The 22,695-nt window shown below is 51.2% G+C and carries 14 protein-coding genes and 1 other annotated feature; of the genes, 1 reads left to right on the top strand and 13 read right to left on the bottom strand.

The genetic code is table 11. The features are described from left to right. Nucleotides 1–3 precede the first annotated feature (3 nt). The 9 genes from ACE3MQ_RS18750 to hemB form a co-directional block, all read right to left on the bottom strand. Nucleotides 4–1,380 carry a bifunctional folylpolyglutamate synthase/dihydrofolate synthase gene (locus ACE3MQ_RS18750; protein ID WP_379395437.1) on the bottom strand — a complete coding sequence of 459 codons (1,377 nt, stop codon included), beginning with the start codon at nt 1,378–1,380 and terminating at the stop codon, nt 4–6. 117 nt (nt 1,381–1,497) lie between these two features. Continuing rightward, entirely contained in the window at nt 1,498–4,167 is a 2,670-nt protein-coding gene (locus tag ACE3MQ_RS18745; protein WP_379395435.1) for a valine--tRNA ligase, read from the bottom strand. 81 nt (nt 4,168–4,248) lie between these two features. Then, nucleotides 4,249–4,521, bottom strand: a binding site (T-box leader). Between the two features lie 90 nt (nt 4,522–4,611). Then, nucleotides 4,612–6,948, bottom strand: a complete 2,337-nt coding sequence (locus tag ACE3MQ_RS18740) for a glycoside hydrolase family 9 protein (protein WP_379395433.1) — start codon at nt 6,946–6,948, stop codon at nt 4,612–4,614. A 27-nt stretch (nt 6,949–6,975) separates the two neighbouring features. After that, nucleotides 6,976–9,186 (bottom strand): endo-1,4-beta-xylanase, encoded by a 2,211-nt coding sequence (locus tag ACE3MQ_RS18735; protein ID WP_379395431.1) that lies wholly within the window; start codon nt 9,184–9,186, stop codon nt 6,976–6,978. A 92-nt stretch (nt 9,187–9,278) separates the two neighbouring features. Continuing rightward, nucleotides 9,279–11,459, bottom strand: coding sequence for a glycoside hydrolase family 6 protein (locus ACE3MQ_RS18730; protein WP_379395429.1), 2,181 nt, complete (start codon nt 11,457–11,459; stop codon nt 9,279–9,281). Between the two features lie 531 nt (nt 11,460–11,990). After that, a complete protein-coding gene (locus tag ACE3MQ_RS18725) occupies nt 11,991–13,364 on the bottom strand; it encodes a LysM peptidoglycan-binding domain-containing protein (RefSeq protein WP_379395427.1) in 1,374 nt (457 codons plus the stop codon). 532 nt (nt 13,365–13,896) lie between these two features. Next, a complete protein-coding gene (locus tag ACE3MQ_RS18720; RefSeq protein ID WP_379395425.1) occupies nt 13,897–14,805 on the bottom strand; it encodes an RluA family pseudouridine synthase in 909 nt (302 codons plus the stop codon). After that, a complete protein-coding gene (gene hemL, locus ACE3MQ_RS18715; protein WP_379395423.1) occupies nt 14,802–16,103 on the bottom strand; it encodes a glutamate-1-semialdehyde 2,1-aminomutase in 1,302 nt (433 codons plus the stop codon). Before hemL ends, ACE3MQ_RS18720 begins: the two co-directional genes overlap by 4 nt. Before the next feature lie 77 nt (nt 16,104–16,180). Next, on the bottom strand, nt 16,181–17,185 hold the full coding sequence (hemB, locus tag ACE3MQ_RS18710; RefSeq protein ID WP_379395421.1) for a porphobilinogen synthase: 1,005 nt from the start codon (nt 17,183–17,185) through the stop codon (nt 16,181–16,183). Nucleotides 17,186–17,353: 168 nt separating this feature from the next. On the opposite strand from hemB, the gene ACE3MQ_RS18705 reads away from it, so the two are divergent. Beyond that, on the top strand, nt 17,354–17,611 hold the full coding sequence (locus ACE3MQ_RS18705; protein WP_379395419.1) for a hypothetical protein: 258 nt from the start codon (nt 17,354–17,356) through the stop codon (nt 17,609–17,611). Between the two features lie 122 nt (nt 17,612–17,733). Here ACE3MQ_RS18705 and cobA read toward each other — a convergent pair whose 3' ends face one another. From cobA to hemA, 4 genes are all read right to left on the bottom strand, one after another. Beyond that, nucleotides 17,734–19,278 (bottom strand): uroporphyrinogen-III C-methyltransferase, encoded by a 1,545-nt coding sequence (cobA, locus tag ACE3MQ_RS18700; RefSeq protein ID WP_379395417.1) that lies wholly within the window; start codon nt 19,276–19,278, stop codon nt 17,734–17,736. 9 nt (nt 19,279–19,287) lie between these two features. Beyond that, nucleotides 19,288–20,256 carry a hydroxymethylbilane synthase gene (gene hemC / locus ACE3MQ_RS18695; RefSeq protein WP_379395415.1) on the bottom strand — a complete coding sequence of 323 codons (969 nt, stop codon included), beginning with the start codon at nt 20,254–20,256 and terminating at the stop codon, nt 19,288–19,290. 2 nt (nt 20,257–20,258) lie between these two features. Further along, nucleotides 20,259–20,912 carry a precorrin-2 dehydrogenase/sirohydrochlorin ferrochelatase family protein gene (locus tag ACE3MQ_RS18690; RefSeq protein ID WP_379395413.1) on the bottom strand — a complete coding sequence of 218 codons (654 nt, stop codon included), beginning with the start codon at nt 20,910–20,912 and terminating at the stop codon, nt 20,259–20,261. Between the two features lie 273 nt (nt 20,913–21,185). Then, nucleotides 21,186–22,598 carry a glutamyl-tRNA reductase gene (hemA, locus tag ACE3MQ_RS18685; protein WP_379395411.1) on the bottom strand — a complete coding sequence of 471 codons (1,413 nt, stop codon included), beginning with the start codon at nt 22,596–22,598 and terminating at the stop codon, nt 21,186–21,188. Nucleotides 22,599–22,695 lie beyond the last annotated feature (97 nt).

Below are 22,695 nucleotides of genomic sequence, written 5' to 3'. Positions count from 1 at the left end.
TGGTCACCAGCCTTTTTCAGAATCGGTTTGATGCAAAAGGGTTGCCCGCACGTCAGAAATCATATAGAGCGTGCCTGTGACTACCCCAAGATCCTCCCGTTCCGTTCGTGCTTGAAGCAATGCCAGCGCACGCTTCCAATCACGTTCCACAATGACTTCCAGATCCGCCTTCGCCATATCCTTGCGTATTTGATCAACGAGCTGATATAACGAATCCGCATCCATTTTCTTGCGAAAATCGGGCTCGGTCAGAATAAGCGTATCCACTATTGGTAATATATGCTCCAAGTATTCGCGATGATGCTTGTTAGCCAGCATCCCCATCATCAAATTCAGTTTTCGGTAGCTGAATGCTTCCGGAAGACTTCTCGCAAGCGCCTCGGCTCCCTCCGGATTGTGGGCACCATCCAGCACGATTCGGGGCTGGTTCGATACTTGCTCAAGCCGACCTGCCCAGAAGGCGTCTTGGAATCCGGCCAATACCTGCTCGTCCTCGAGAACGAAGGCCATATATTGCCGTAAAATCTCCAGCACCATCATAGCCCCTGCCGCATTCGTGCATTGATGCTTGCCTAGCATGGACAGCTCCAAATCTATGGCACGGAACGGCCCTTTAAACTGGATGCTTTGGGTTCGCCCGCTTAAGCCTCCGCGTTCATAATGAAATTGTTCTCCCAGCAAATACAGCGTCGAGCCCTTCTCTTTAGCCGTTTCTCTTAGAACGGCGATAACGGAGGACTGGCTGGCGCAGCTGACTATGGGTACGCCCGGTTTGATAATACCGGCTTTTTCCCGAGCGATTTCCTCCAGGGAATCCCCTAGAACATCGGTATGATCCATGCCTACATTCGTAATGAGAGAAACGATCGGTGTAACCAGGTTCGTCACATCCATTCTACCCCCGAGCCCGGTCTCCCATACTACGACATCGGGATAACACACTTCTGCAAAATAGAGAATCGCTAGCGCCGTGCTTACTTCGAACATCGTTGGAGATCCCAGTTCGCTGGCAGCGATCTCTTTCGCTACGGGAGCAATCCGGTTAGCCAAGCTTAATAGCGTCTCCTCTGGAATATCCTCTCCATTAAATTGGAATCTGTTTGTAAATTTCGTAATGTAGGGAGATGTGAACATCCCCACATCATACCCGCATTGCTTGAGCGTTGAACTTAAAAAAGCACAGGAGGAGCCTTTGCCGTTCGTTCCTGCGACATGAATAAACTTGAGTTTTCGATGCGGGTTGCCAAAGGACTCCATCATCCGTTCAATACGCTCTAATCCCGGCCGAATTCCAAACGCTATTAAGCTGTTAATCCATTCTACCGCATCTATATAGCTTGTAAACGGCAGCTGAACTTCTTCTGAAAGATTAACCCCCATATTATTTTCACCTTCATTAGTATATTGAACTAGATACTGCTGCAATTATGGAAAGGTACAGCAAGAGCTGAATGTAACGATGCAGCTCCTGCTGTACTGAGAGTACTCCTCTTTTACCTAACCTTTTAATTCGGCGATTCGAGCAACCACTTTATCGCGTTTGCTGGAATAATCGGCCATTTTGGCGCGTTCTTCCTCAATGACCTTCGCTGGGGCTTTGGCGACAAAGCCCTCGTTCGCCAGCTTCTTCTCCACGCGCTCCACCTCTTTGTTCAGGTGTGCAAGTTCCTTCTCAAGACGGGCAATCTCCTGGCTGATGTCGATCAGACCGGCTAATGGCAAGTATAGCTCAGCTCCCGACACTACAGCCGTCATCGCCTTCTCGGGAACTGCCGCGCTAAGTGATGCTTCGTATTGCGAGGTATTGCAGAACCGCCGGATATAGTGACTGTTGCGTTCCACGATGTCCAGCAGCTCGGCTGAGCCAGGCTTCACAATCAATTCAATTTGCTTGCTCATCGGTACATTCACTTCTGCCCGGATATTCCGAACGGAACGAATGATGTCGATCAGCAAATTCATTTCGCGAACGGCATCCGGTGCCTCAAGCGCCGGATCGAACTGCGGCCATTCCGCAAGCGTAATCGTCTCGCCGCGATGCGGCAAATGCTGCCATATTTCCTCGGAAATAAACGGCATGAACGGATGAATCAAGCGCAGCGTCCGGTCAAGCACATAGGCGAGGACGGATTGCGTTTTCTTTTTAGCTACAGGATCTTCGCCATAGAACGACAATTTAGCGAATTCGATGTACCAATCGCACAGATCATCCCAGATGAAGTTGTACAGCTCCCGGCCGGTTTCCCCGAATTCATAGGCATCGATTAGACGGGTAATATTTCGCGCCGTTTCGTTGAAGCGATGGAGAATCCAACGATCGGAAGTCGACAAGTCTCCATGAATATCAATATCCTCAAATGTTACACCTTCCAGGTTCATTAAGGCAAACCTGGAGGCGTTCCAGATTTTATTCGCAAAGTTGCGGGCCTGCTCGACACGCTCCCAATGGAAGCGCAAATCCTGGCCTGGCGTACTGCTCGTCGAGATCATATAACGCATGGCATCCGCACCGTATTTCTCGATAACCTCCAACGGATCAACCCCGTTCCCCAGCGACTTAGACATTTTCTGGCCTTCGCTGTCCCGTACCAATCCGTGGATCAGCACATCCTTGAACGGAATTTCTCCCGTGAACTCAAGTGCGGTAAAGATCATCCGGGCTACCCAGAAGTAAATTATGTCGTATCCCGTAACGAGCACGTCCGTCGGGAAAAAGCGTTTGAAATCTTCACTGTCCTCATCCGGCCAGCCCAGTGTGGAGAACGGCCATAAGGCAGAACTGAACCAGGTGTCAAGAACGTCGTTGTCCTGTACAAGCTCATGACCTCCGCATTTAGCACAGGCATCTATCTTTTCCCTGGCAACATGCAGCTCGCCGCATGATTCGCAATACCAGGCCGGAATGCGGTGCCCCCACCACAACTGCCGGGAAATACACCAGTCGCGGACATTCTCGATCCAGTGCAAATATATTTTCTCAAACCGCTCTGGAACAAAGTGAGCCCCTTTGCCGGATTTCTGAGCAGCAATCGCCGCTTCCGCCAGAGGCTTCATTTTTACGAACCATTGCGTCGATAAATAAGGCTCTACCACAGCACCCGAACGCTCACTGTGACCGACTTGATGAACATGATCTTCAATGCGCACAAGAACTCCGGATTCCTTCAAATCAGCGACGATTGCCTTCCGGCACTCGCTGCGATCCATTCCCTGATATTTAGCTGCCCCCTCGTTCATCTTGCCGCTCTCATCCATTACGGTTATTTGCGGCAGATCATGGCGAAGCCCTACCTCGAAGTCATTTGGGTCATGTGCAGGCGTAATTTTCACCGCCCCGCTGCCGAACTCTTTGTCGACATATTCATCGGCAATAATCGGAATTTCACGGTTAACGATCGGCAGCACGAGCGATTGCCCGATTAGATGACGATATCTGTCATCCTCTGGGTGAACAGCAACAGCCGTATCCCCGAGCATCGTCTCGGGTCTCGTCGTGGCTACCGTAATAAACCCACTGCCGTCCTTAAGCGGATATTGAAGATGATATAAATGGCCGTTAACCTCTTTATATTCCACTTCAATATCTGAAAGAGCCGTACGGGCCGCAGGATCCCAGTTAATGATATATTTTCCGCGATAAATCAGACCCTTCTCGTACAGCTTGACGAAGACTTCGCGCACGGCCTTGGACAGCCCTTCATCCAAAGTAAAGCGCTCGCGAGAGTAATCGAGAGAGAAGCCCATTTTTGCCCACTGTTCGCGAATCGTCTCGGCATAGTGTTCCTTCCATTCCCATACCTTTTCGAGAAATTTCTCGCGGCCTAGGTCATAACGGGAAATTCCCTCCGCCCGCAGCGTTTGCTCCACTCTCGTTTGCGTGGCGATTCCGGCATGGTCAGAACCCGGCAGCCACAAAGCATCATACCCCTGCATCCGTTTCGTGCGGATCAATATATCTTGCAGCGTAAAATCCAGCGCATGCCCGATATGGAGCATACCCGTTACATTCGGTGGCGGAATAACGATGGTGTACGGCGTAGCTTCGGGTCTTTGACCCGCTTTGAAGAAGCCGCCCTCCATCCAGTAGCGGTACCATTTCTGTTCTGCAGCCTTGGGATCATACGTGGTCGGCATATTTGCCGATGAATGCTCTTGGATCTCTGACATAATTTCAACCTCCGTTACAATTCAGCATTGCCTTAGCGTAATCAGGATAGTCTTGCTTAAAAATACAAAAAGCCCCTCGTCTCAAAGGACGAAAGGGCTTTACTTTCGCGGTACCACCTTTGTTTTGCGGGCTGGCCCGGCCGATTCCCTATACTCTGGAATAACCGAGAAACTCGCAACACTCGTACAGATAACGGCTGCTACCGGCCCGTTCTAACGGCTACATACTACATAGCTGCTCAAACAAGCGACTCCCGGGTGACTTCAACCAGCTACATCCTGCGGAATCTTCCAGCGCTGCAATCCCGCTCTCTGAAGGGCTCACTGCCTACTCTTCCCGTTCTATGTCTTTTCGCACAGTTGTTTTATGTTAATCCATATTATCATAGCGTGAAATTGACTGGGAGTCAATATGAGCAGTTTGGGATCGCCATGCACCGCCTATCAAGGCTCATTTCCAAACACTAACGTGCCGTTATGGTATAGGGTAACGCGTTCCCAATTCGTATAAGCGGTCTTTGCCGGGTCATAAGAATAATCATTGCTCTCGTCCAAATTCGTCCAGCTGCTGCTGTGATTGCGAGTCTGGATATCGCCTGTTTGCCCTCCCGGCAGCAGCGATCCGGCCGCTGACTTGAATGTAATCTCCAAATAGGTATCCGCCGTTGGCTTTACCGAATTCATTTTGACGAAGGCCGCGTTAAGGTTAGCACAGCCTACCATGGCCCAATCGCAGTTAAACTCCAGCTGTTCGTTGCCCTCTGCAGTAAAATAATAACGAAGGCTTAACTCGCTTAACGGCACTGCCGTCGAGCCTTGGTTCATAATATTGAAATGAGGCTTGAACTGATTATCCGCAGCATTCGTATCCCCGGCCTTATACTGAACGACCAAATCTCCTTCTGGCGATGGATTGGGGTTCGGGTTCGGATCTGGATCAGGGTCAGGATTTGGATTCGGGTTGGTATTTCCCCCCAGTGGCTGGCTGTGATCCTGTATATATTTAGAAATCCATACGAGCGGCGCGTTCCAGTTTATTGTATTCTCCTTAGATACCCAGGCGTCCGGGGCTGTGTTTTTTGGAGCGTACGATTTAGCAGCCGGCTGTCCCGTCGGCGTGGCGGAATCATTAATGACCGTATTGTTCGGTCCACCCGATAGCCAGCCTTTCGGATACGGGACACCGCCTTGATATTTGCCCCACGCCCAGCGATCATGCGTATCCGTCTCGTAATATTCGCCATACCCCGTAATATAGGACAGTCTCATCGCGTTGTTGCCCATGAAATAATCCATTGCCTGGTGCATGGCCTTCAAGTAATTCAGGTTCTGGCTAAGATCATAAGCATAGCCCAGCAATATCATTTTATTGGCAATGACAGAGTTGGAGCCCCAATCATAGCCCTTGCTGCCCGGCAGCAGCACAGGGTATCCTTCTCCATGCAGCGTTGCCAGCAGACCGTCGGCCTGGTTCAGCACATTCGTCTTCATCGCCTGCACATCGGCAGCAGAGAGATCGCTGGGTGCCGAAAGCAAGGACAACGTTCCTGTCGTAGCGGTAGATTGCCAGTCGAACTGCGAAACCTCACGGTAATGCGGTGATGAGGTCACTGCAGCTTGATAGGCCGATTTATGGCTGTCGCCAAAAGCATAAGCCGTCAAATATAGCTCGGCCGCAGCCGCATATCGGTCATCGCTGGTACGAATGTCGTCATAATCCCCTCCACCCGGAGCGTCCGGCGTCTGCGATGTATAGAGGACGTTCGGATTAGCTTCTGCCCGTGTCCATGCCTCCTTGGCGATGCCCCACATTTCCGCGGCTTCCGCCCCATTATACGGTTCGATAAGGCGAGCCAGATGAGCCAAATTGCGAGCCACCGCATAGGTTGCATTCGTAGAAGGAGGCTGAGCCTGACGGTTCATGCTATTCTCCGCATCTATATTCGTGACCGGAAACGCACTCCAATTGTCGTTATGAATTTTGTGCGAAGCAAGTCCCGTTGACGGCATAACCCCCTTCATGAAAGTCGACCCGAAAAGAACCTCATCGAGAATATCAGGGATACCATTCCCGCTCTCTGGAATGTTCAGGGAATGATCCGGGAACGCTTCCGGATTGCGCTCATATAGATTCAACAGCGTCCAGGCTGAAATCGCCTGATTTACCGGGTAGATGCCAAAGTCACCCGCATCCGCCCAGGAATTTTTCACGTTAAGCCTCTCGTTTCCGCACCAGTTGCTAAAGCAGCCGATTGAGCTATCCCCCGGATGCAGCGCTTTGTGAGCAAACGCCGGATTGCTCAAGTACTGCGCTTCGACATCCACGCCCATCCGATGGAAATAAAAATATTCCATCGCTTCATTCGGCAAGCTGGGATATAGATCGCTGCTAATGACAAAGGGCACGCTTTCTCCTAAGCCGGAAACCCACAGCCTATAGGTGCCTTGCTCCGTTATAGCTGAGAAGTCGGCTTGATGGATATGATCGGAGGATGCCTGATCCATACCGTATACATGCGTCTGTCCTTGAGCTGCCGCAGCGCCGCTATCCTTGCGCAGCTCCCAGGCAAGCGGCGAAGTCGAGCTGCTGACGATAGAAGCTATTTTATCAGCGCCAGGCAAGTAACCGATTTGGTTGACCCGGATTGGACTAGTGTCGGTATCTGCATTAGCGCTTATTGGTATGAGGCTGGACGCAACCAGCATCAGAATAAGCATAAAGGCCGTCCATTTCCCCAAGCTGCTTGCAACGTTCCTCGAACTGTTCATCAAGCTAGTCATTAATTACTCCCTCTCTTCTTTTCATAATTAAGGTTCATTCCCCCAAACTAATGCCCCATTACGATAAAGCGTAACTTTCTCCTCATTCGCAAAAGTCGTTTTGGTAGAATCAAAAGAATAGTCATTGCTCTCGTTGAAGTTCGTCCAGCTGCTGTTATGGCTGCGAGTCTGTATTTCCCCGGTGCTTCCTCCCGCCGTAAGAGTGCCTGCCGAAGCTGTAAATGAAATTTCCAAATAAGCATCGGCCTCCGGCGCCGCGGTATCCAACTTCACGAATTTGCCGCTTAGATTCGAACAGCCGACGACCGCCCAATCGCAGTTAAAGACCAGAGAATCGTTCCCATCCGTTGTAAAGTAATAGCGCAGCGTCAGTTCGCTTAACGGAACTCCGGCTGGGCCGGTGTTGACGATATTAAAATGCGGCTTGAACTGATTATCATTAGGGTTGATATCCCCAGCCTTATACTGCACCTTCAAATCCCCCGTCGGGACAGGCTCCGGTTCCCCGCCGGAATCATCAAGCTGAACAGCTACGGACAAAACGCCGCTGCCCGGTTCCAACTCAAAGGACTTCTTCGTCCGCAGATTACCTTTGCTTACAGTCACGTCATAGGTTCCATGAAATCCTCTAAAAGCATATTGGCCATTGGCACTTGTTGTCCCAGACTGATTCGTCGTCCATTCATCCATCAGAGCCATATATCTTTGCCCTGCTGCATTTAGGGACCAGTCCATATTTACAATCGCGGCATCCGCGCCTCGCCAATGATTGCCCGCCCAGAAGCCCCACATCATAATTCCTTCTACAGACGGATGGCTGAAGGCGATTCTATAAAGCGCTTCCAGATTATCCGCCCTGATGTTCTCATTAGGCTGAGTAGAATCATATTCACTGATCCAGATCGGCAAATTCAGGGTCGCCAAATTATCCAGTCTCTGCTTCACCGTAATCGGATCGATCGTGGCGCCGAAATGTCCCTGCACACCGATTCCGTCGATCGGTGCGCCTTGACTTAGCAGTTCCTGGATATGAAGCTTATAATCATTGTCCCCCGGCTGGCTTATCACGTTATAATCGTTCACGAACAGCTTGGCGTCGGGATCAAGCTCCTTCGTTCTTTGGTACATGTAAGGCCAGATGGTTTCCCCCAAGCGATCCTTGAAAAAGCTGCCGTGCATCATTTCGTTATTCACGTCCCAGTGAACGAATTTCCCCTTGAAATGATTTACTACGCTCGTAATCCGGTCATCCATCGCCTGACGAAGTTCATTGCCCTGTAAGCTTTTTACCCAGCTTGGTTGATATTGCTCCACCTCCCAATGCACCGTATGCCCCCGAACCGTAATGTCGTTCTCTTCAGCAAATTGCATCATGCGATCAGCTACCGTATAGTTGACGTTTCCTTTACTGGTCTCATTGGCATACCATTTAGATTCATTCTCGAATACGGCCCAATTAAAATGATCCTTAAAAAAATTGCTGTATTGGCTGTTCGACAGCACGGTTTCGCTCATTGCGGAACCAAAGGGAAAACCGTTCCTCGTCTGCTGCACCTCGACATTCGCTCCCGAAAGCGGACGTCCCTGCTCGTCGGTCACCAGGATTTGTACATCGCCTTTGCGGAGCTGTTCGATCCTTGCATCCGCCTCTGCTTTCCAGTCGATTGCCGCTCTTTCGGCGACGACAACATCATCCACGTAGAAGTCTATACCTGCCTCCGGGCCTTCAAAATAAAGCCTCAGCGACGTTGCCGTGTCAGCAGGCTCATATAAAAAAGAACCTCTCAATGTCATCCATGCGCTGTCCGTCACCGGCGACTCGGCTACCCGCAGGTAGTTATCGCCGCTGCCGTCACTTTGCTGCATCGTGAGCAAGACTCGCCCGCTGGATGCATTTTTTAACCGTACGGAGGCGGAAATATCGTAGGTTTGTCCGGCCGTAAGCTTACCGAGAAGGCTTTGGGCAATACCGTGCCACTCGTCTTGCCTTCCCGCTACCAGCGCGCTGTAAGAGCCTTCAAAAACTGGACTGCTTACTATGCTTATTGCTTCTGTTCCAGCCATCCCTTCCCATCCGGTTGACGTGCCGGATTCGAAGCTGGCATTATCCAACAGATTTGCCGATACCGCTACAACTTGAGCCGATGTCTTGGCTCCAGAGTATAGTCCAAAACCTAGCGTTGCAATCAAGACCAGAACGATCGCCAGACTAATGTGCCTTCTTGCTGCAATCATCATACTCCCCCATCTCCATTTGATTTGATCAAACCCTTGGAATCCCCCTTATGTTGAATAGAACGGCGTCTTCCGACGCCGTTCCTGTTCATCTTCTAAGGCTCTATCCCCCATACCAAGGTGCCGTTTTGATGGAGAGTCACTTTCTCCCAATTGGCATAGGAGGTTTTGGTAGGATCATAGGAGTAGTCATTGCTCTCATTCAAATTTGTCCAGTTGCTGCTATGATTACGGGTTTGAATATCGCCGGTGCTTCCTCCTGGCGCGAGCGTTCCAGCCGATGCATTGAATTTAATTTCCAAGTAGCTATCTGCACCGGTTTCGATTTGGCTCATTTTAACAAATGAGCCTGTCAGGTTCGTACAGCCAACCATCGCCCAATCGCAGTTGAATTGCAGCGATTGATTGTCCTCCGCCGTAAAATAATAACGAAGTGTTAATTCGCTTAACGCTACAGGCGTTGATCCGTTATTTACAATGTTAAAATGTGGTTTGAACTGGTTGTCGGTCGCATTCGTATCCCCAGCCTTATACTGAACAACTAGATCCCCGGTCGGTTCCGGATTCGGGGTCGATCCGCCTTCCGGAAGCGCAGAAGCCTGAGTAGAATTCGGGCTGGAGCCTACACTGTTGGCTGCACTAACCACATAATAATACGTCGTTCCGTTCGTTACCGCGGTATCCGTATAGCTCGTCCCGCTAATGGTAGCCAGCGTAGTGTAAGGGCCGCCACTCGTCATGGAGCGTTTTACAGTATAGCTGGTTGCCCCTTGCGAAGCGTTCCAGCTTAAGGAGATCTGTCCGTCCCCAGCCGTGGCGCTTACACCAGTCGGTGCGCCCGGAGCTGTCGGAGGCGGATCTACCGGACCTCCCCCATTGCTTGCCGGAACTGCCGGATAAGCATTTTCCACGAGCATTACGAATTGGTCATGGAACCAGTGTCCGGAAACAGGAGCGTTAGGGAGCGCGCCCGTTAATATTCCGAACTGCGTTTGATAAGTTGGATCACACATGCGATCAAAGCCTTTTCCTTCATTGTTCGGAATTTCCGAGCTGGAGCCATCGGACTCACCCGGAGGCTTCACCCAGACGAAGGCGTCGATGTGGGAGGCTGCGAATCCAGATGGGGCAGTTTCAGGCGCTCTTCCCATTCCGGCACCGCTATTGTTACACCACAAGCCACGATGCTGACGGCGATCCACGCGACCCGAGTCTACAATCTCGTTAATCGTAGAACCAATCGCGCTTGTCGGTCGATCAGGGCCGCCCCAACCATTGCGGGAGGTATCGATAATAAAGCCGATGCTGCTTGGCCAGCCTGCGGAAACAAATCCGGAATAAAGGCCTGCCGCGAAATCAGCTTCACTGAAATATGGATTCCACTCATAGAAGTCGGCGGATCGAAGCGGCATACCGTTTACGTTTCGGTTCGGATCCGGCAGGTTCGGTTCTACCAGAGGCGTCGTATTCGCCGTGTTCAGAGCGAAGCCATCGATGCTGGCAAAACCGGCATCCGTTGCTTGAGCTACTTGCGTATAAAGCTGGACTGCTCCTTGACGGTTATCGTCCCAACCGAGCCAGCCGGAGTGGCCGATATCCACATACGTGTACACATTAGGAATGACAGCCAATTTATTCAGCGTATATTTAATGGCATCAACATAAATGCCACTGGAGTTGGCTGCCGCACATGCCGGGTTGCTAAGGTTAGTAACCAGGTTCGGAAGGCTGTCCGGTTCAACAACCGTAACGATCCGAATATCTTGATATTTAGGATTTGAGAAAATATCTGCAATCACATCGATATAGTCAGTTTTATACGTTTGCAGGCCTGCTTGCGTTAACGGAAGCTCCCCGTTGGAAGCCAGGGCATGACAATCCCGTCCCGGCAAGTCGTAAATAACGAACTCGGCAACGATCGGCGTATTACCTTGCTTCTGTGCCAAGGCAGCGTCCAAATGTCCCTCCAGACTGCGGCGATTGCCGTTGTTCTCTCCACCGTAAATTGCTGCGATGCGATCTAGCCATACATAAGTGTTGTAGGATTTGACGGTCTCCATTTTTGCTTTCAACGTAGCGTCGCTGACTTGAGCAATAGAAGAATCGATCAATGTAGCATAGTCAGGGTTGATATATTTTGTCGCGCCAACATACGGGTTGTCTACATGGGCTTCAGCCGCTCGGGCGTTCTGATCTCCGAAAGGGGTAAACATCGTGACAACCAATGCCGATATCAACGCAAACACTGCAGTGCGTTTTGGCAAATACTTTATCATTTCTTTCAGCTCCTGTTATAAATTTTCATAGATTATGAACAATCGCGTGGGAAATGTATGCGCTCTCAAAAATGCAGCCTTTCGATTATGCTATTCAATTACATTCCGTCTTACCCTTACTCTCCTTTCTTAACTCGTCATAAAACAGCATTAAAACCAAAATCAGATTTTTCGCTCACTCCTTTCGATAAAATTTTGTCATTACGCAGAGATTCTCCGACGAAATGACATAAAAAGAAGAAGGTTTGACGATAAACAATTGTTAAAAAACAAATCGTTCACCATCTAGACACAAATATACCATAAATAGTAAAAATAATACAAGATTCTTCTTGATTTTATTTTAATTATTTTTAAAAATTATGCTAACAAATTATTTTTTGTTATTATTTACGCTTATAGCTGGAAGTTAACCCAATCTTCATCCCGCTGTCCTTGCTTTGAAGCTGTGTCATTACGTATAAAAAACGCATTAAAAAACTGCGCGTAGCTCGCGCAGTCTAATAGCTTAAAGTGAAGCCGGATTACTCGTTATGGAATGTACAGCACTTGCCCTTCTGCTAAATTATGCTCGGCTAGCCGGTTATAAAGCTGCAGCTCCCGCGAACTGAGATTGTAACGTTCCGCGATCTCATCCAGGGTCTCTTCGCGTTGAACGATAACAAGCCGGATTTTCCGGAAAGGGGATTGATCCTCCGAATTCCCGATGAACAGGTTTTTCCACCGTACCTCTTCTTCCTCGTCCCCTGACTCCTCAGCTGCCAGCTTCATATTCCCATCTTCCTGCTCTAGCAGATTTTCCGCATCTCTATTCGGACGTTGGGTAGATAAGAGCTTGCTTATGCCAATGTCATCTCCCTGTACTGCGTCACCGCTCTTTTTGCTGTTCAGGGCAATTTTCAGTTCTTTTTTCTCCTCAGGCTGAGGGCGAATCTCGGGCTCCGCATCATGAATATATTCTTCCACCGTCTCCGTTTCAATAAATGCAGCTGCAGACGAAGCTGATTCCGAATGCGTATCAAGCCCCAACAACCCCGATTCATTCACTTCCCCCGGAACAGCCTGTACGACCTCTGCGGCATTGTTATCCTGACCAGCAGCGGATTCTGCATATTCGCGTTCCGAAAATACATCTTGCTGGTTATCTCTCTTAAACCAAGCAGGATTCTCTTCTGCAAGCTGCTCCGTATCCCGTACCTCGTTGGCCGGATTAGCTGCAGCGGGCTCCTTGTCCGTCCAAAGCGTGGAGGTGGAGAGCGGCGAATCCTCCGTCCAGGAAATAACGTTCTGATGGCCGACCTCCGGTAGCTCTGGCAGGTCGGGGAGCTCTGCAGATTCCAATGTATTATGCCATTCAGGGGCGCTATTCTCTCCGAATCCAAACGCATGCGCTTCGGAGGGCCGCAACTGCTCTTCTGCTTCTTTCTCTTCCCGCCACTCCCTTGCCGGAAATGCTTCAGCAAAGTTCTCCTCGCTTCGAATGTCCTGCTCAGATTCATGGGCCGCGATGAATTCGCTGTCCGTCCACTCTTCGCTTCCAGCAAGTGTAGTCGTCTCAATACCTTTCAACGACAAAACCCCGGTAATATTCAAGCTGCGGGCACTCAGCAAATCCACGTCAAAATTCTCGATTTCAACGGCGATCTCCTCCAGCTTGTTTACCCGGCTAAGCGGAATAGTAATCTCGACCGGAATCCAATGCTCCAGCTTGCAGCTCTCCCCCTGTCCCCGGTAAACCCCCGACAGCAGCAAATGTCCGCGAAGCGCAGCATACTCCTCGCCCGGGATCACCTGGATCTTTGGAAAGAGCTCTATTTCCTCCAATTCTTCAATCCCAACCACATCTTCCGATAAATGAACACGTTCATAAATATCAAACCTTAGACCGTAGGATTGATCAGCCAAGAATGATACCTCCTTTCAGCATTTCCAAACATGATTTCGCATCCCATGGATCATGGTCCAAATCATCGCTCGTTTTATCTATATGCTTGAAAAAGGAGTGCATGCCTGCTTTTTGCCGATCAATATGTCCTTCATCCTGCGTTTCTTTCATATGCAAATCTTGTATTAGCTATATAAGTTGAACCAACCTATTCTCATATCCACCTTATGGCCGTGGCCATCGTTCTCCACGCTATCAACTGATGTTATACGGAGGCAAAAACAAGCAAAATCCGACCTTATCGGCTGCAGCAACAATTTTGAATGAATAATCGTACAAAGACGCTCATAAGGCTAGCGGTCTCGGCTGTTTTGAGCGAATAATCGTACAAAGGCGCTCCCGGAAGCGCCCGCAGCAAGAAATTTGTATGAAAAATCGTGCAAAGGCGTGCGTAAAGCGGTCTGGTACTATAGTGTTGGACGAAAAATCGTGCAATTTCGAAAGAGCATTTCACACGGCTGCTTTTACTGTAAAATCTATAGCTCAACTTAGCTAGCCCTGCAGCTGCTCTCGCAGTGCTTCCCAGCTTGCAGGCCAGGGATCCGACACAGATAAGGTCTCCCCTGTCAGCGGATGGGCAAAGCTTAGGCTCTCGCCATGAAGCGCCTGATGGGACAACAGCTTAGTACTTCCCCCGTACAAAGCATCTCCGATGAGCGGATACCCGGCATGACTCATATGAACGCGAATCTGATGCGTGCGTCCGGTTTCCAGCGTAAGCCGAACCAGGCTCGCAGCTGGATAAGCCTCTATCAATTCTATGTGCGTTACTGCCCTTTGACCCGTCGGTGATACGCGACGCCGCGATTTATGGTGACGATCCTTGCCGATGGGCTGATCAATTACGCGCAGCGCTGGACTCACCGTCCCTTGCACCAAGGCGACGTAGACTCGGCCGATTTCTTTGCGTGCCATCGCCGCGTCCAGCTTCAACTGAGCGTAAGTGTTCTTGGCATACAATACCGGGCCAGACGTAAATTCGTCCAGCCTATGAATATGCTCGGGAGCAACGTGCTCGCCCCGTTCCGAGTAAATCGCCGCCACAATATTGGCTAAAGTCGGCTGACGGCTTTGTCCGTCGGGATGCACCTTAACCCCGACTGGCTTATGTACGACGAGGCAGAAATCATCCTCATACAAAATCTGTAACGGAAACTCCGGCAGCATCGGCTCATACTGGGAAGTTCTTGGCGGAAAAAGCCGCAGACGTAGGCGATCCCCTGCCAGCTTGATGCCCTGCTCAGCTTCAAGCATACGCTGCAGCTTGGGCGGAAGGCCTAATACGCCTTCCAGCCAACCCAAGGCTGCTTCAAAACGGTCGCCGCTTGCTGGAAGCGGCAGCTTGCCGGGCATCAGCTCTAACCATTCGCCCCGTCTTTGACCGGTGAGCTGTGAACTCACAGCTTCTGCAGCGCATGACGATGCGCTTCGATCGTGACGTCGATGTCCTCCTCGGTATGAACGCCGGAGACGAACATCCCCTCGAACTGGGATGGAGCTATATTGATTCCCTCTTTTACCAGCGCGGCAAAGTAACGACGGAACAGATCCAAATCACTGCTCTTCGCCGTATCATAGTCAACGACCTGTTCCTTCGTGAAGAACGGGCAAACCATCGAGCCTACGCGGTTGATTATGCTAGGAATTCCCGCTTTCTTGGCATTCGCTTCAAGACCTGCCTGGAGCCTCGCCGACAATTGCTCCAAACGGTCATAAACCTCCGGAGTGAGTAAGGATAGCGTAGTAAAACCGGCAATCATAGCCAGAGGGTTGCCGCTCAGCGTGCCCGCCTGATAAATTGGCCCCGACGGAGCGATCTGCTCCATAATTTCGCGTTTGCCGCCGTAGGCGCCAACCGGCAGTCCCCCACCGATCACTTTACCCAGACAGGTTAAATCCGGAGTCACTCCATATAATCCTTGAGCGCAGTGCAGATGAACGCGGAAGCCAGTCATCACTTCATCAAAAATAAGCAGGCTGCCATATTCCGTCGTTATGCGGCGCAGACCTTCCAAGAAGCCAGGCTGTGGCGGAACCACTCCCATATTCCCTGCCACCGGCTCTACAATGACGCCTGCGATCTCCTCGCCAAAGCGTTCGAAGGCCAATCGCACCGATTCCAAATCATTATAAGGAACGGTAATCGTATTCGCCGCCACGCCTTCCGGAACGCCAGGGCTGTCCGGGAGGCCGAGGGTAGCTACGCCGGAACCGGCTTTGATCAGCAGGCTGTCGGCATGGCCGTGATAAGAGCCCTCGAACTTCATAATTTTGCTGCGTCCTGTGTACCCGCGAGCCAGTCGGATTGCACTCATCGTAGCCTCCGTGCCGGAGTTGACCATGCGAACGACCTCGATCGACGGCACACGTTCGGCAACAAGCTCTGCCATCTGCGTCTCAAGCAGCGTAGGCGCACCGAAGCTCGTCCCCTTTGCAGCCGTCTCCTGTAGGGCTTTTACGACTTCGGGATGCGCATGCCCCATAATTAACGGACCCCATGATCCGACGTAATCGATATAGCTGTTCCCGTCGATATCGTAAATACGCGAGCCGATACCATGATCCATATAAATAGGCGTGAGCCCAACGGATTTGAATGCACGCACCGGGCTGTTCACTCCGCCCGGCAGCACCTTTTTTGCTTCCTCAAAAGCCTGTTGAGATCGCACTTCCCCTTTGCGTCCGATAGTTGTACTCATTGACGTCACGCTCCTTGCTTCATCATTGATCTATGATTATATTAGAATTCCCTTCCCCAGGTATTCCTTGGGGAATGTTATTTCCCTTCACGCAGCCAACGCGCCGCATCTTTGGCAAAATACGTAATGATAATGTCTGCGCCTGCCCGCTTCATGCCGAGCAGCATCTCGTTAACGATAGCCCGCTCGTTAATCCACCCTTGATTGGCCGCAGCCTTGACCATCGAATATTCACCGCTCACATTATAGGCTACAATCGGCAGTTCAAACTCATCGCGAAGCATCCGAATTACGTCCATGTAAGCCAGTGCCGGCTTCACCATCAGCATGTCCGCGCCTTCAAGCACATCCGTCTCCGCTTCGCGCAGCGCCTCGCGCGCATTGGCAGGATCCATCTGGTAAGTCTTGCGGTCGCCGAATTGCGGCGCCGAATCCGCAGCTTCCCGAAACGGGCCATAAAATGCCGAGGCGTATTTTACGGAATACGACATAATCGGCACATGACTGAAGCCCGCTTCGTCCAGCCCGGCACGAATAGCCTGCACGAAGCCGTCCATCATATTCGACGGTGCGATAATGTCTGCACCCGCTTGAGCCTGCGATACGGCTGTCTTTACGAGCAGCTCCAGGGATTCATCGTTCAATACGTCGCCGCAGACATGGCCGTCCCTTTCAAAGGTGTGAACCATGCCGCAGTGGCCGTGATCCGTAAATTCGCATAAACAAGTATCTGCGACTACAAGCAGGTCGGGATACCACGATTTAATCAATCGCGTAGCCTCCTGCACGATGCCGCCCTCAATGAAAGCTGACGTTCCCACGCTGTCTTTTTGTTCAGGTATGCCAAAGAGAAGCACTGCCGGAATACCTAGATCGACGATTTCCTTGACTTCCTCCTGAAGCCGGTCTAGGGAAAAATGAAAAACACCCGGCATCGAAGATATTTCATTCTTCACGCCGCTGCCATAGGTTACGAATATCGGCTGCACGAAATCGTCCACCGTAATTACCGTTTCACGAACCATGCCGCGAATCGCAGCAGATTGCCGCAAGCGACGATGTCTTACAATTGGAAATGTCATAGGTTATCTCATCCTTCCGTTTTCCCAACCCACCTAAACCCTCCCTTGTCTTAAGGGAGGGCCCCAAGGGCTGCGCCCTCTGGACTCCCGCAATTGGAGTAACGTAAGAGTGATAGAGCCGCTCCTGCACCGCTGTCCCTTGACGGGGATGCGCTTTAGGTTTGGTGCGTGGAACGGTTTTCCCCTTCGGGTACGTCTTACTTTTGGCGCCCCTGGGCAACCTGGGTAAACATGCTGCTCATCCCTGCAACGGGAGATGCTCCCGGGCAAGCTGCGTACGATCCAGCCGCTTGCCGCCTGACGGGCTCGCTCTACGTTAGGCGCGCCTGCTGTTGGGTGGGTGGAGTTCATTTAGTTGTATATGAAGTTACGTCAGCTATAAAAGGCGTTGTCCCCTGCGGGGATACGCTTGCTACGGTGCAATGATTGCCTAGTGCTGCGTTTATTGTTCCTCTGTTGATGACTGCCTGGCAACGCTCTCCCCTACGGAGATACGCTGACTATGGTGCAGAGATTTTAGTTAATAATTGCTGGTATTAGATGACTGATTAATCCCGCACGCTGGCCCGCCAATCGCAAAGAGATTGGACAAGACTGCTGATCGTGGATTCCTCGGCCATGATATCGACGTTGAAGCCGACGTCTCGCGCGGTTTGTGCGGTAAGGGGGCCGATACAAGCGATTACGGCCCCGGACAAAGCTTGTACCGGGTCGGCGAGCCCCATGCCTTTTAGAGCCGCAACCAGGTTATTCACGGTTGATGAGCTGGTGAAGGTCACGACATGGATGCCGCCCTCTTCGATAAGCTTCAACAGCTCATCGTCCTCTTCGTCGGCGGGCACGGTCTCATACATGACCGCATCGGTGACGGTCAGCCCCTTCTCCCGCAGCACCTCCGGCAGCCAAGCGCGGCCGAGATCCCCACGCGGCAGCAGCACCTGCTGCCCGGCTAACATTTCGTCGCCGTAAGCCTCGAACATGCCCTCGGCCTGGTATTGTCCTGGCAGCTCCTCGGCGGCAATTCCCCGGGAGCGCAGAGCTTCCTTCGTTGCCGGGCCAACCGCGGCGATTCTCGCGCGATGAAGCGAACGGATGTCTTGTCCCAGTTTTTCCAAGTGCATGAAGAAATACTCTACCCCGTTGACACTTGTAAAGAACACCCAATCATATTCCCCAAGACGGCTTAATGCCGCGTTCGTATGAGCAATCTGCTCCTTATCCTGAGGCAGGCGTATATCGATAACCGGGAACTCATACGGCTCGCCGCCTAAATCCTCGATTTGCGCGACGAGCTCACTGGCCTGGATCCGGGCACGCGTGACGAGTATGCGTTTGCCGAACAAGGGAAGGCTCTCCGCCCACTTCAAATGCTCGCGCTGCGTTACGACATCGCCCACTACAATGACAGCCGGGGGTTGAAAATTGGCCTCCAGCACTTTGCGTTCAATATCCTCCAGCGTTCCGGTCAAGGTTGCCTGCTCCGCCCGCGTTCCCCAGCGTACAAGAGCGACAGGTGTGTCGGGAGACCTGCCGTAGGTAATGAGCTGTCTGCTAATGTAACCGATTTTGGCTACGCCCATCATGAAAATAAGCGTCCCCGTCGCATTCGTTACTTTTTCCCAGTTGATGGACTTGTCCAGCTTGTCCGGGCTCTCATGTCCGGTAATGATGGAAAGGGAAGAAGCCATATCCCGATGAGTCACCGGAATACCCGCATACGCAGGCACCGAAATCGCTGCTGTAATCCCAGGTACAATTTCATAAGGAATCCCATGCTTGCGCAGCAGCTCGGCTTCCTCGCCAACCCGGCCAAAAATCGTCGGGTCGCCGCCCTTAAGCCGAACGACCGTCTTCCCCGTCAGAGCCAAATCAACGAGCAGCTGATTAATCTCCTCCTGCTTCATCGTATGGCGATCCGGCAGCTTGCCCACGTATACCTTCTCCGCCCCGCGCTTCATCTTCTTGAGCAAGCTGGGATTAGCCAGACGGTCGTATACGACGACATCCCCTTTTTCCAGGCACTGCAATCCCTTTACCGTAATCAATCTCGCATCACCGGGTCCCGCCCCGACTAAATATACCTTGCCAGCCATCCCCATCACTCACTCCCTGACTTCCGCCAAAATTTCATCTGCTCCTCTGGAGATCAGCTTGCCCGCGACATCTTCGCCCAGCTTCAGCGGATCATCTCCGATCAGGACATCCTTGAGTACAAGACGCCCATCCGGCGTTCCTACCATTCCTGTCAGTTCGATGCGCCCTGCACCAGCTCCAGGCTCAACCTGCCTAGCCTCATCCCGCGCCAATGTAGCATATGCCCCGATCGGTACCTGGCAGCCGCCATTCAGCACGCGAAGAAATTGGCGTTCCGCCGCTACGGTCAGTTCGGTATCTGGATCGTTATATAAAGAGAGCAGATGGCGTACCTCCTCGTCATTCTCGCGGCATTCAATGCCAAGCGCCCCCTGTCCAACAGCAGGCAAACAGATATCCACTGGTAAAAAAGAGGTAATCCGCTCTTCCCAGCCCATTCGGTATAGTCCTGCTGCAGCAAGAATAATGGCGTCAAAGCCCTCTGTTTCCAACTTACGCAGCCTGGAATCGATATTGCCTCGAATCCATTCCAGCTTCAAATCCGGACGGTATTTCTTCAGCTGACTGGAGCGGCGCAGACTGCTAGTGCCGATTTTAGCTCCTTCCGGAAGCTCATCCAAACTCATTCCGTTCCTTGAAATCAGCGCATCCCGAGGATCCACCCTGCGCGGAACTGCTCCGGTCACAAGGCCATTCTGCAGAACCGATGGCATATCCTTCATGCTATGTACGGCCATATCAATTTCGCCGCTGAGCATCGCTTGCTCGATTTCCTTGACGAACAAGCCTTTACCCCCTACTTTCGATAAGGTCACATCCAGAATGCGATCGCCCTTGGTCACAATTTTGCGGATTTCAAAATCATAAGGCAGCCCATGCTCCTCGCATATCGCCTTCAGCGCATCGATCACCTGACCCGTTTGCGTCAGCGCCAATTGGCTTTGTCGTGTTCCAACGACAATCGTTCGTTTTTTCATCTTCATTCCTCCTGATATGCATCAATCCATACAGCTATTTCCTCTTCACTCCAAGAACGGAAGCGCTCCTCGCGGATTTGCGTCAATATATCCAAATCAGCTAACGCTTTAAATAGCAGCTGACGTCTCCCGCGATCAGGCACGCGTTCTTTAATACGCATCCTGATCTTGCTTAAAAAATCTATATAAGCCTCGTAATACTCCCCGAACATCGCATCGATCTCCCGGCACAGCCCTCGGGAAACCGCAGGCCCTGCCCCCGAGGAAGATACGGCTACGATAAGACTGCCCCTCCGGACTGAGGCCGGCGTAATAAAAGAGCCCCGCATCCCGTCGCTGGTATCGTTCACCAGCACTCCCAGGCTCTCCGCCTCAAATACGACCGCTCCGTTCACCTGCCCATCGTCCGTAGCCGCATAGGCTAGAAAAGCCCCCTTCAAATCTCCCTGCCGATAGGTCCGCTTTATCCAATGAACCTGACCCTTCTCGAAACAGGACATTAAATAAGGGGTGAGCGAGGGACTAATGACGATCGTTTCCGCTGATGCGGCCAGCAGTGCAGTTACTTTTCTCTCAGCAATTTGCCCGCCGCCTACGACAACACAGCGTCTTCCCGTACAGTTCATCATGAGAGGCATATAATGCGGCATTTCCATCGTTACCACTCCCCGATCCAGCCATGGCCATCGGATGACTTTGTTTGTGATTTATATTGATAATAGCATAACCTACCATCCTTTTTTTTGCCACGTCCGCCGTACGGAATATGTTTGGCAGCAAAGCAAGGCTGCCGAACATTAAAAATGCCCTGAGCCTCCGTTTCCGGATTGCACCCTAATGCAATACGAGAAATAAAACAGAAGGCTCAGGGCATACAAATATGATCCCGGCATATATTCAAGGATGAAGCTCTCGATACGCGTATTGTTCTATACCGATACTTGTACGAGTGAAAGAGCTTCTTCTTTTTCCAATGTCGGTTCTTTCTTCTTCTCCTCTTGTTCTGGGGAAGAAGCTTTTTGAACCTCGCTGCTCTGTTTATCGGCTGAAGCAGACGATTCAGACAGAGCCTCCAGCTGCTCTTCCAAAGCGAAAATTTGCGTAAACATCTCGAGCGCATCCGCGCCCTGCTCTTCTCCCGCAAGCTCCTTGATCCGGTTAATCGGATCATGCATCATCTGGTTCACGATACTCTTGGTCAAACGACGAATGACCTTCCGCTGCCGCTCATCCAGCTCGGGCAGCTTATTGAACAAACTTTCCATCGTGCTCTCATGAATCGAAGACGATTTCTCCTGGAGAGCGCGAATCACAGGTCTGACTCCTAACGTTTGCAGCCAGTTGGCGAATACGCCCATCTCCTCTTCAATCATCCAGTCAATTTTGAGAGCCTCGCTGCGGCGCATTTCCATGTTGCTCTCTACGATTCCTTCCAGGTCATCGATATCGTAAAGGAACACATTGTCCAGTTCGCCAATCGATGGATCGATATCGCGAGGCACCGCTATATCTATAATAAACAATGGCCGATCCGGCCGCTGCTCCATGCTGCTTTTAACCTGAGAGGATGTAATTACATAACCATCCGCTCCAGTAGAACTAATCAATATATCAATATCCTGCAGCCGATGCATCGCTTCCTGCATCGAGCAAGGAATGCCGTCAAATTTGGAAGCCAGCTCCTGCGCACGGCCGAAGGTACGGTTAGCCACAAGCACCTCTGCCGCTCCGCCTCCGCTTAAATGCTTCGCTGTCAGTTCGCTCATTTTTCCTGCGCCGAGAATAAGCACCTTCTTGCCCTCGAAGCTGCCGAAAACCCGCTTGCCCAGTTCAACGGCGGCATAGCTTACCGATACGGCGCTCTCGCCGATCGCGGTCTCGGAATGGGCTCTTTTGCTAAGAGTAATGGCCTGCTTAAAGAGCATATTAAACCATGTGCCTGTGGCCTTCTCGCTTTGAGACAGCAAAAAGGAGCTGCGAACCTGGCCAAGTATTTGCGTCTCGCCAAGCACCATAGAATCAAGGCCGCAAGCGACCCGGAATAGATGGCGAATGGCTTGCTCATCCTCATACATGTACAAATGCTGGGTAAACTCTTGTCTAGGAATGCCAAACCATTGCTCCATGAAGCTGCGGATAAAATAACCGCACATATGCAAACGATCAACAACGACATATATTTCCGTTCTGTTGCAGGTTGCTATAATGACGCCTTCCAATACACTCTTGGTGCGTTTCAACTCTTGCAACGCTTGCGGCAAATCCCGTTCGGCAAAAGTAAAACGTTCTCTGACTTCCACAGGCGCTGTTCGATAGTTCAACCCGACTACGACGATGTGCATTGCAAGTTCACCTGCCTTGTTAAGATGTCATAGCATCAATCGAAAATAAACTATGTTAATTATATCACACGAATAGCGGATTCCCCGTTGCTTTTGA

The sequence above is a fragment of the Paenibacillus lentus genome, assembly GCF_042714055.1.
GTDB classification, from domain to species: Bacteria; Bacillota; Bacilli; order Paenibacillales; family Paenibacillaceae; genus Fontibacillus; species Fontibacillus lentus_A.
Note: the sequence above shows the minus strand (reverse complement) of the source record. Positions and strands in the feature narration are given on the sequence as shown.

Bases quoted from the DNA above. Each gene is read 5' to 3' on its own strand.
- ACE3MQ_RS18750 (WP_379395437.1), bottom strand. From the start codon at position 1,380: ATGGGGGTTAATCTTTCAGAAGAAGTTCAGCTGCCGTTTACAAGCTAT.
- ACE3MQ_RS18745 (WP_379395435.1), bottom strand. From the start codon at position 4,167: ATGTCAGAGATCCAAGAGCATTCATCGGCAAATATGCCGACCACGTAT.
- ACE3MQ_RS18740 (WP_379395433.1), bottom strand. From the start codon at position 6,948: ATGACTAGCTTGATGAACAGTTCGAGGAACGTTGCAAGCAGCTTGGGG.
- ACE3MQ_RS18735 (WP_379395431.1), bottom strand. From the start codon at position 9,186: ATGATGATTGCAGCAAGAAGGCACATTAGTCTGGCGATCGTTCTGGTC.
- ACE3MQ_RS18730 (WP_379395429.1), bottom strand. From the start codon at position 11,459: ATGATAAAGTATTTGCCAAAACGCACTGCAGTGTTTGCGTTGATATCG.
- hemL (WP_379395423.1), bottom strand. From the start codon at position 16,103: ATGAGTACAACTATCGGACGCAAAGGGGAAGTGCGATCTCAACAGGCT.
- hemB (WP_379395421.1), bottom strand. From the start codon at position 17,185: ATGACATTTCCAATTGTAAGACATCGTCGCTTGCGGCAATCTGCTGCG.
- cobA (WP_379395417.1), bottom strand. From the start codon at position 19,278: ATGGCTGGCAAGGTATATTTAGTCGGGGCGGGACCCGGTGATGCGAGA.
- hemC (WP_379395415.1), bottom strand. From the start codon at position 20,256: ATGAAAAAACGAACGATTGTCGTTGGAACACGACAAAGCCAATTGGCG.
- ACE3MQ_RS18690 (WP_379395413.1), bottom strand. From the start codon at position 20,912: ATGGAAATGCCGCATTATATGCCTCTCATGATGAACTGTACGGGAAGA.
- hemA (WP_379395411.1), bottom strand. From the start codon at position 22,598: ATGCACATCGTCGTAGTCGGGTTGAACTATCGAACAGCGCCTGTGGAA.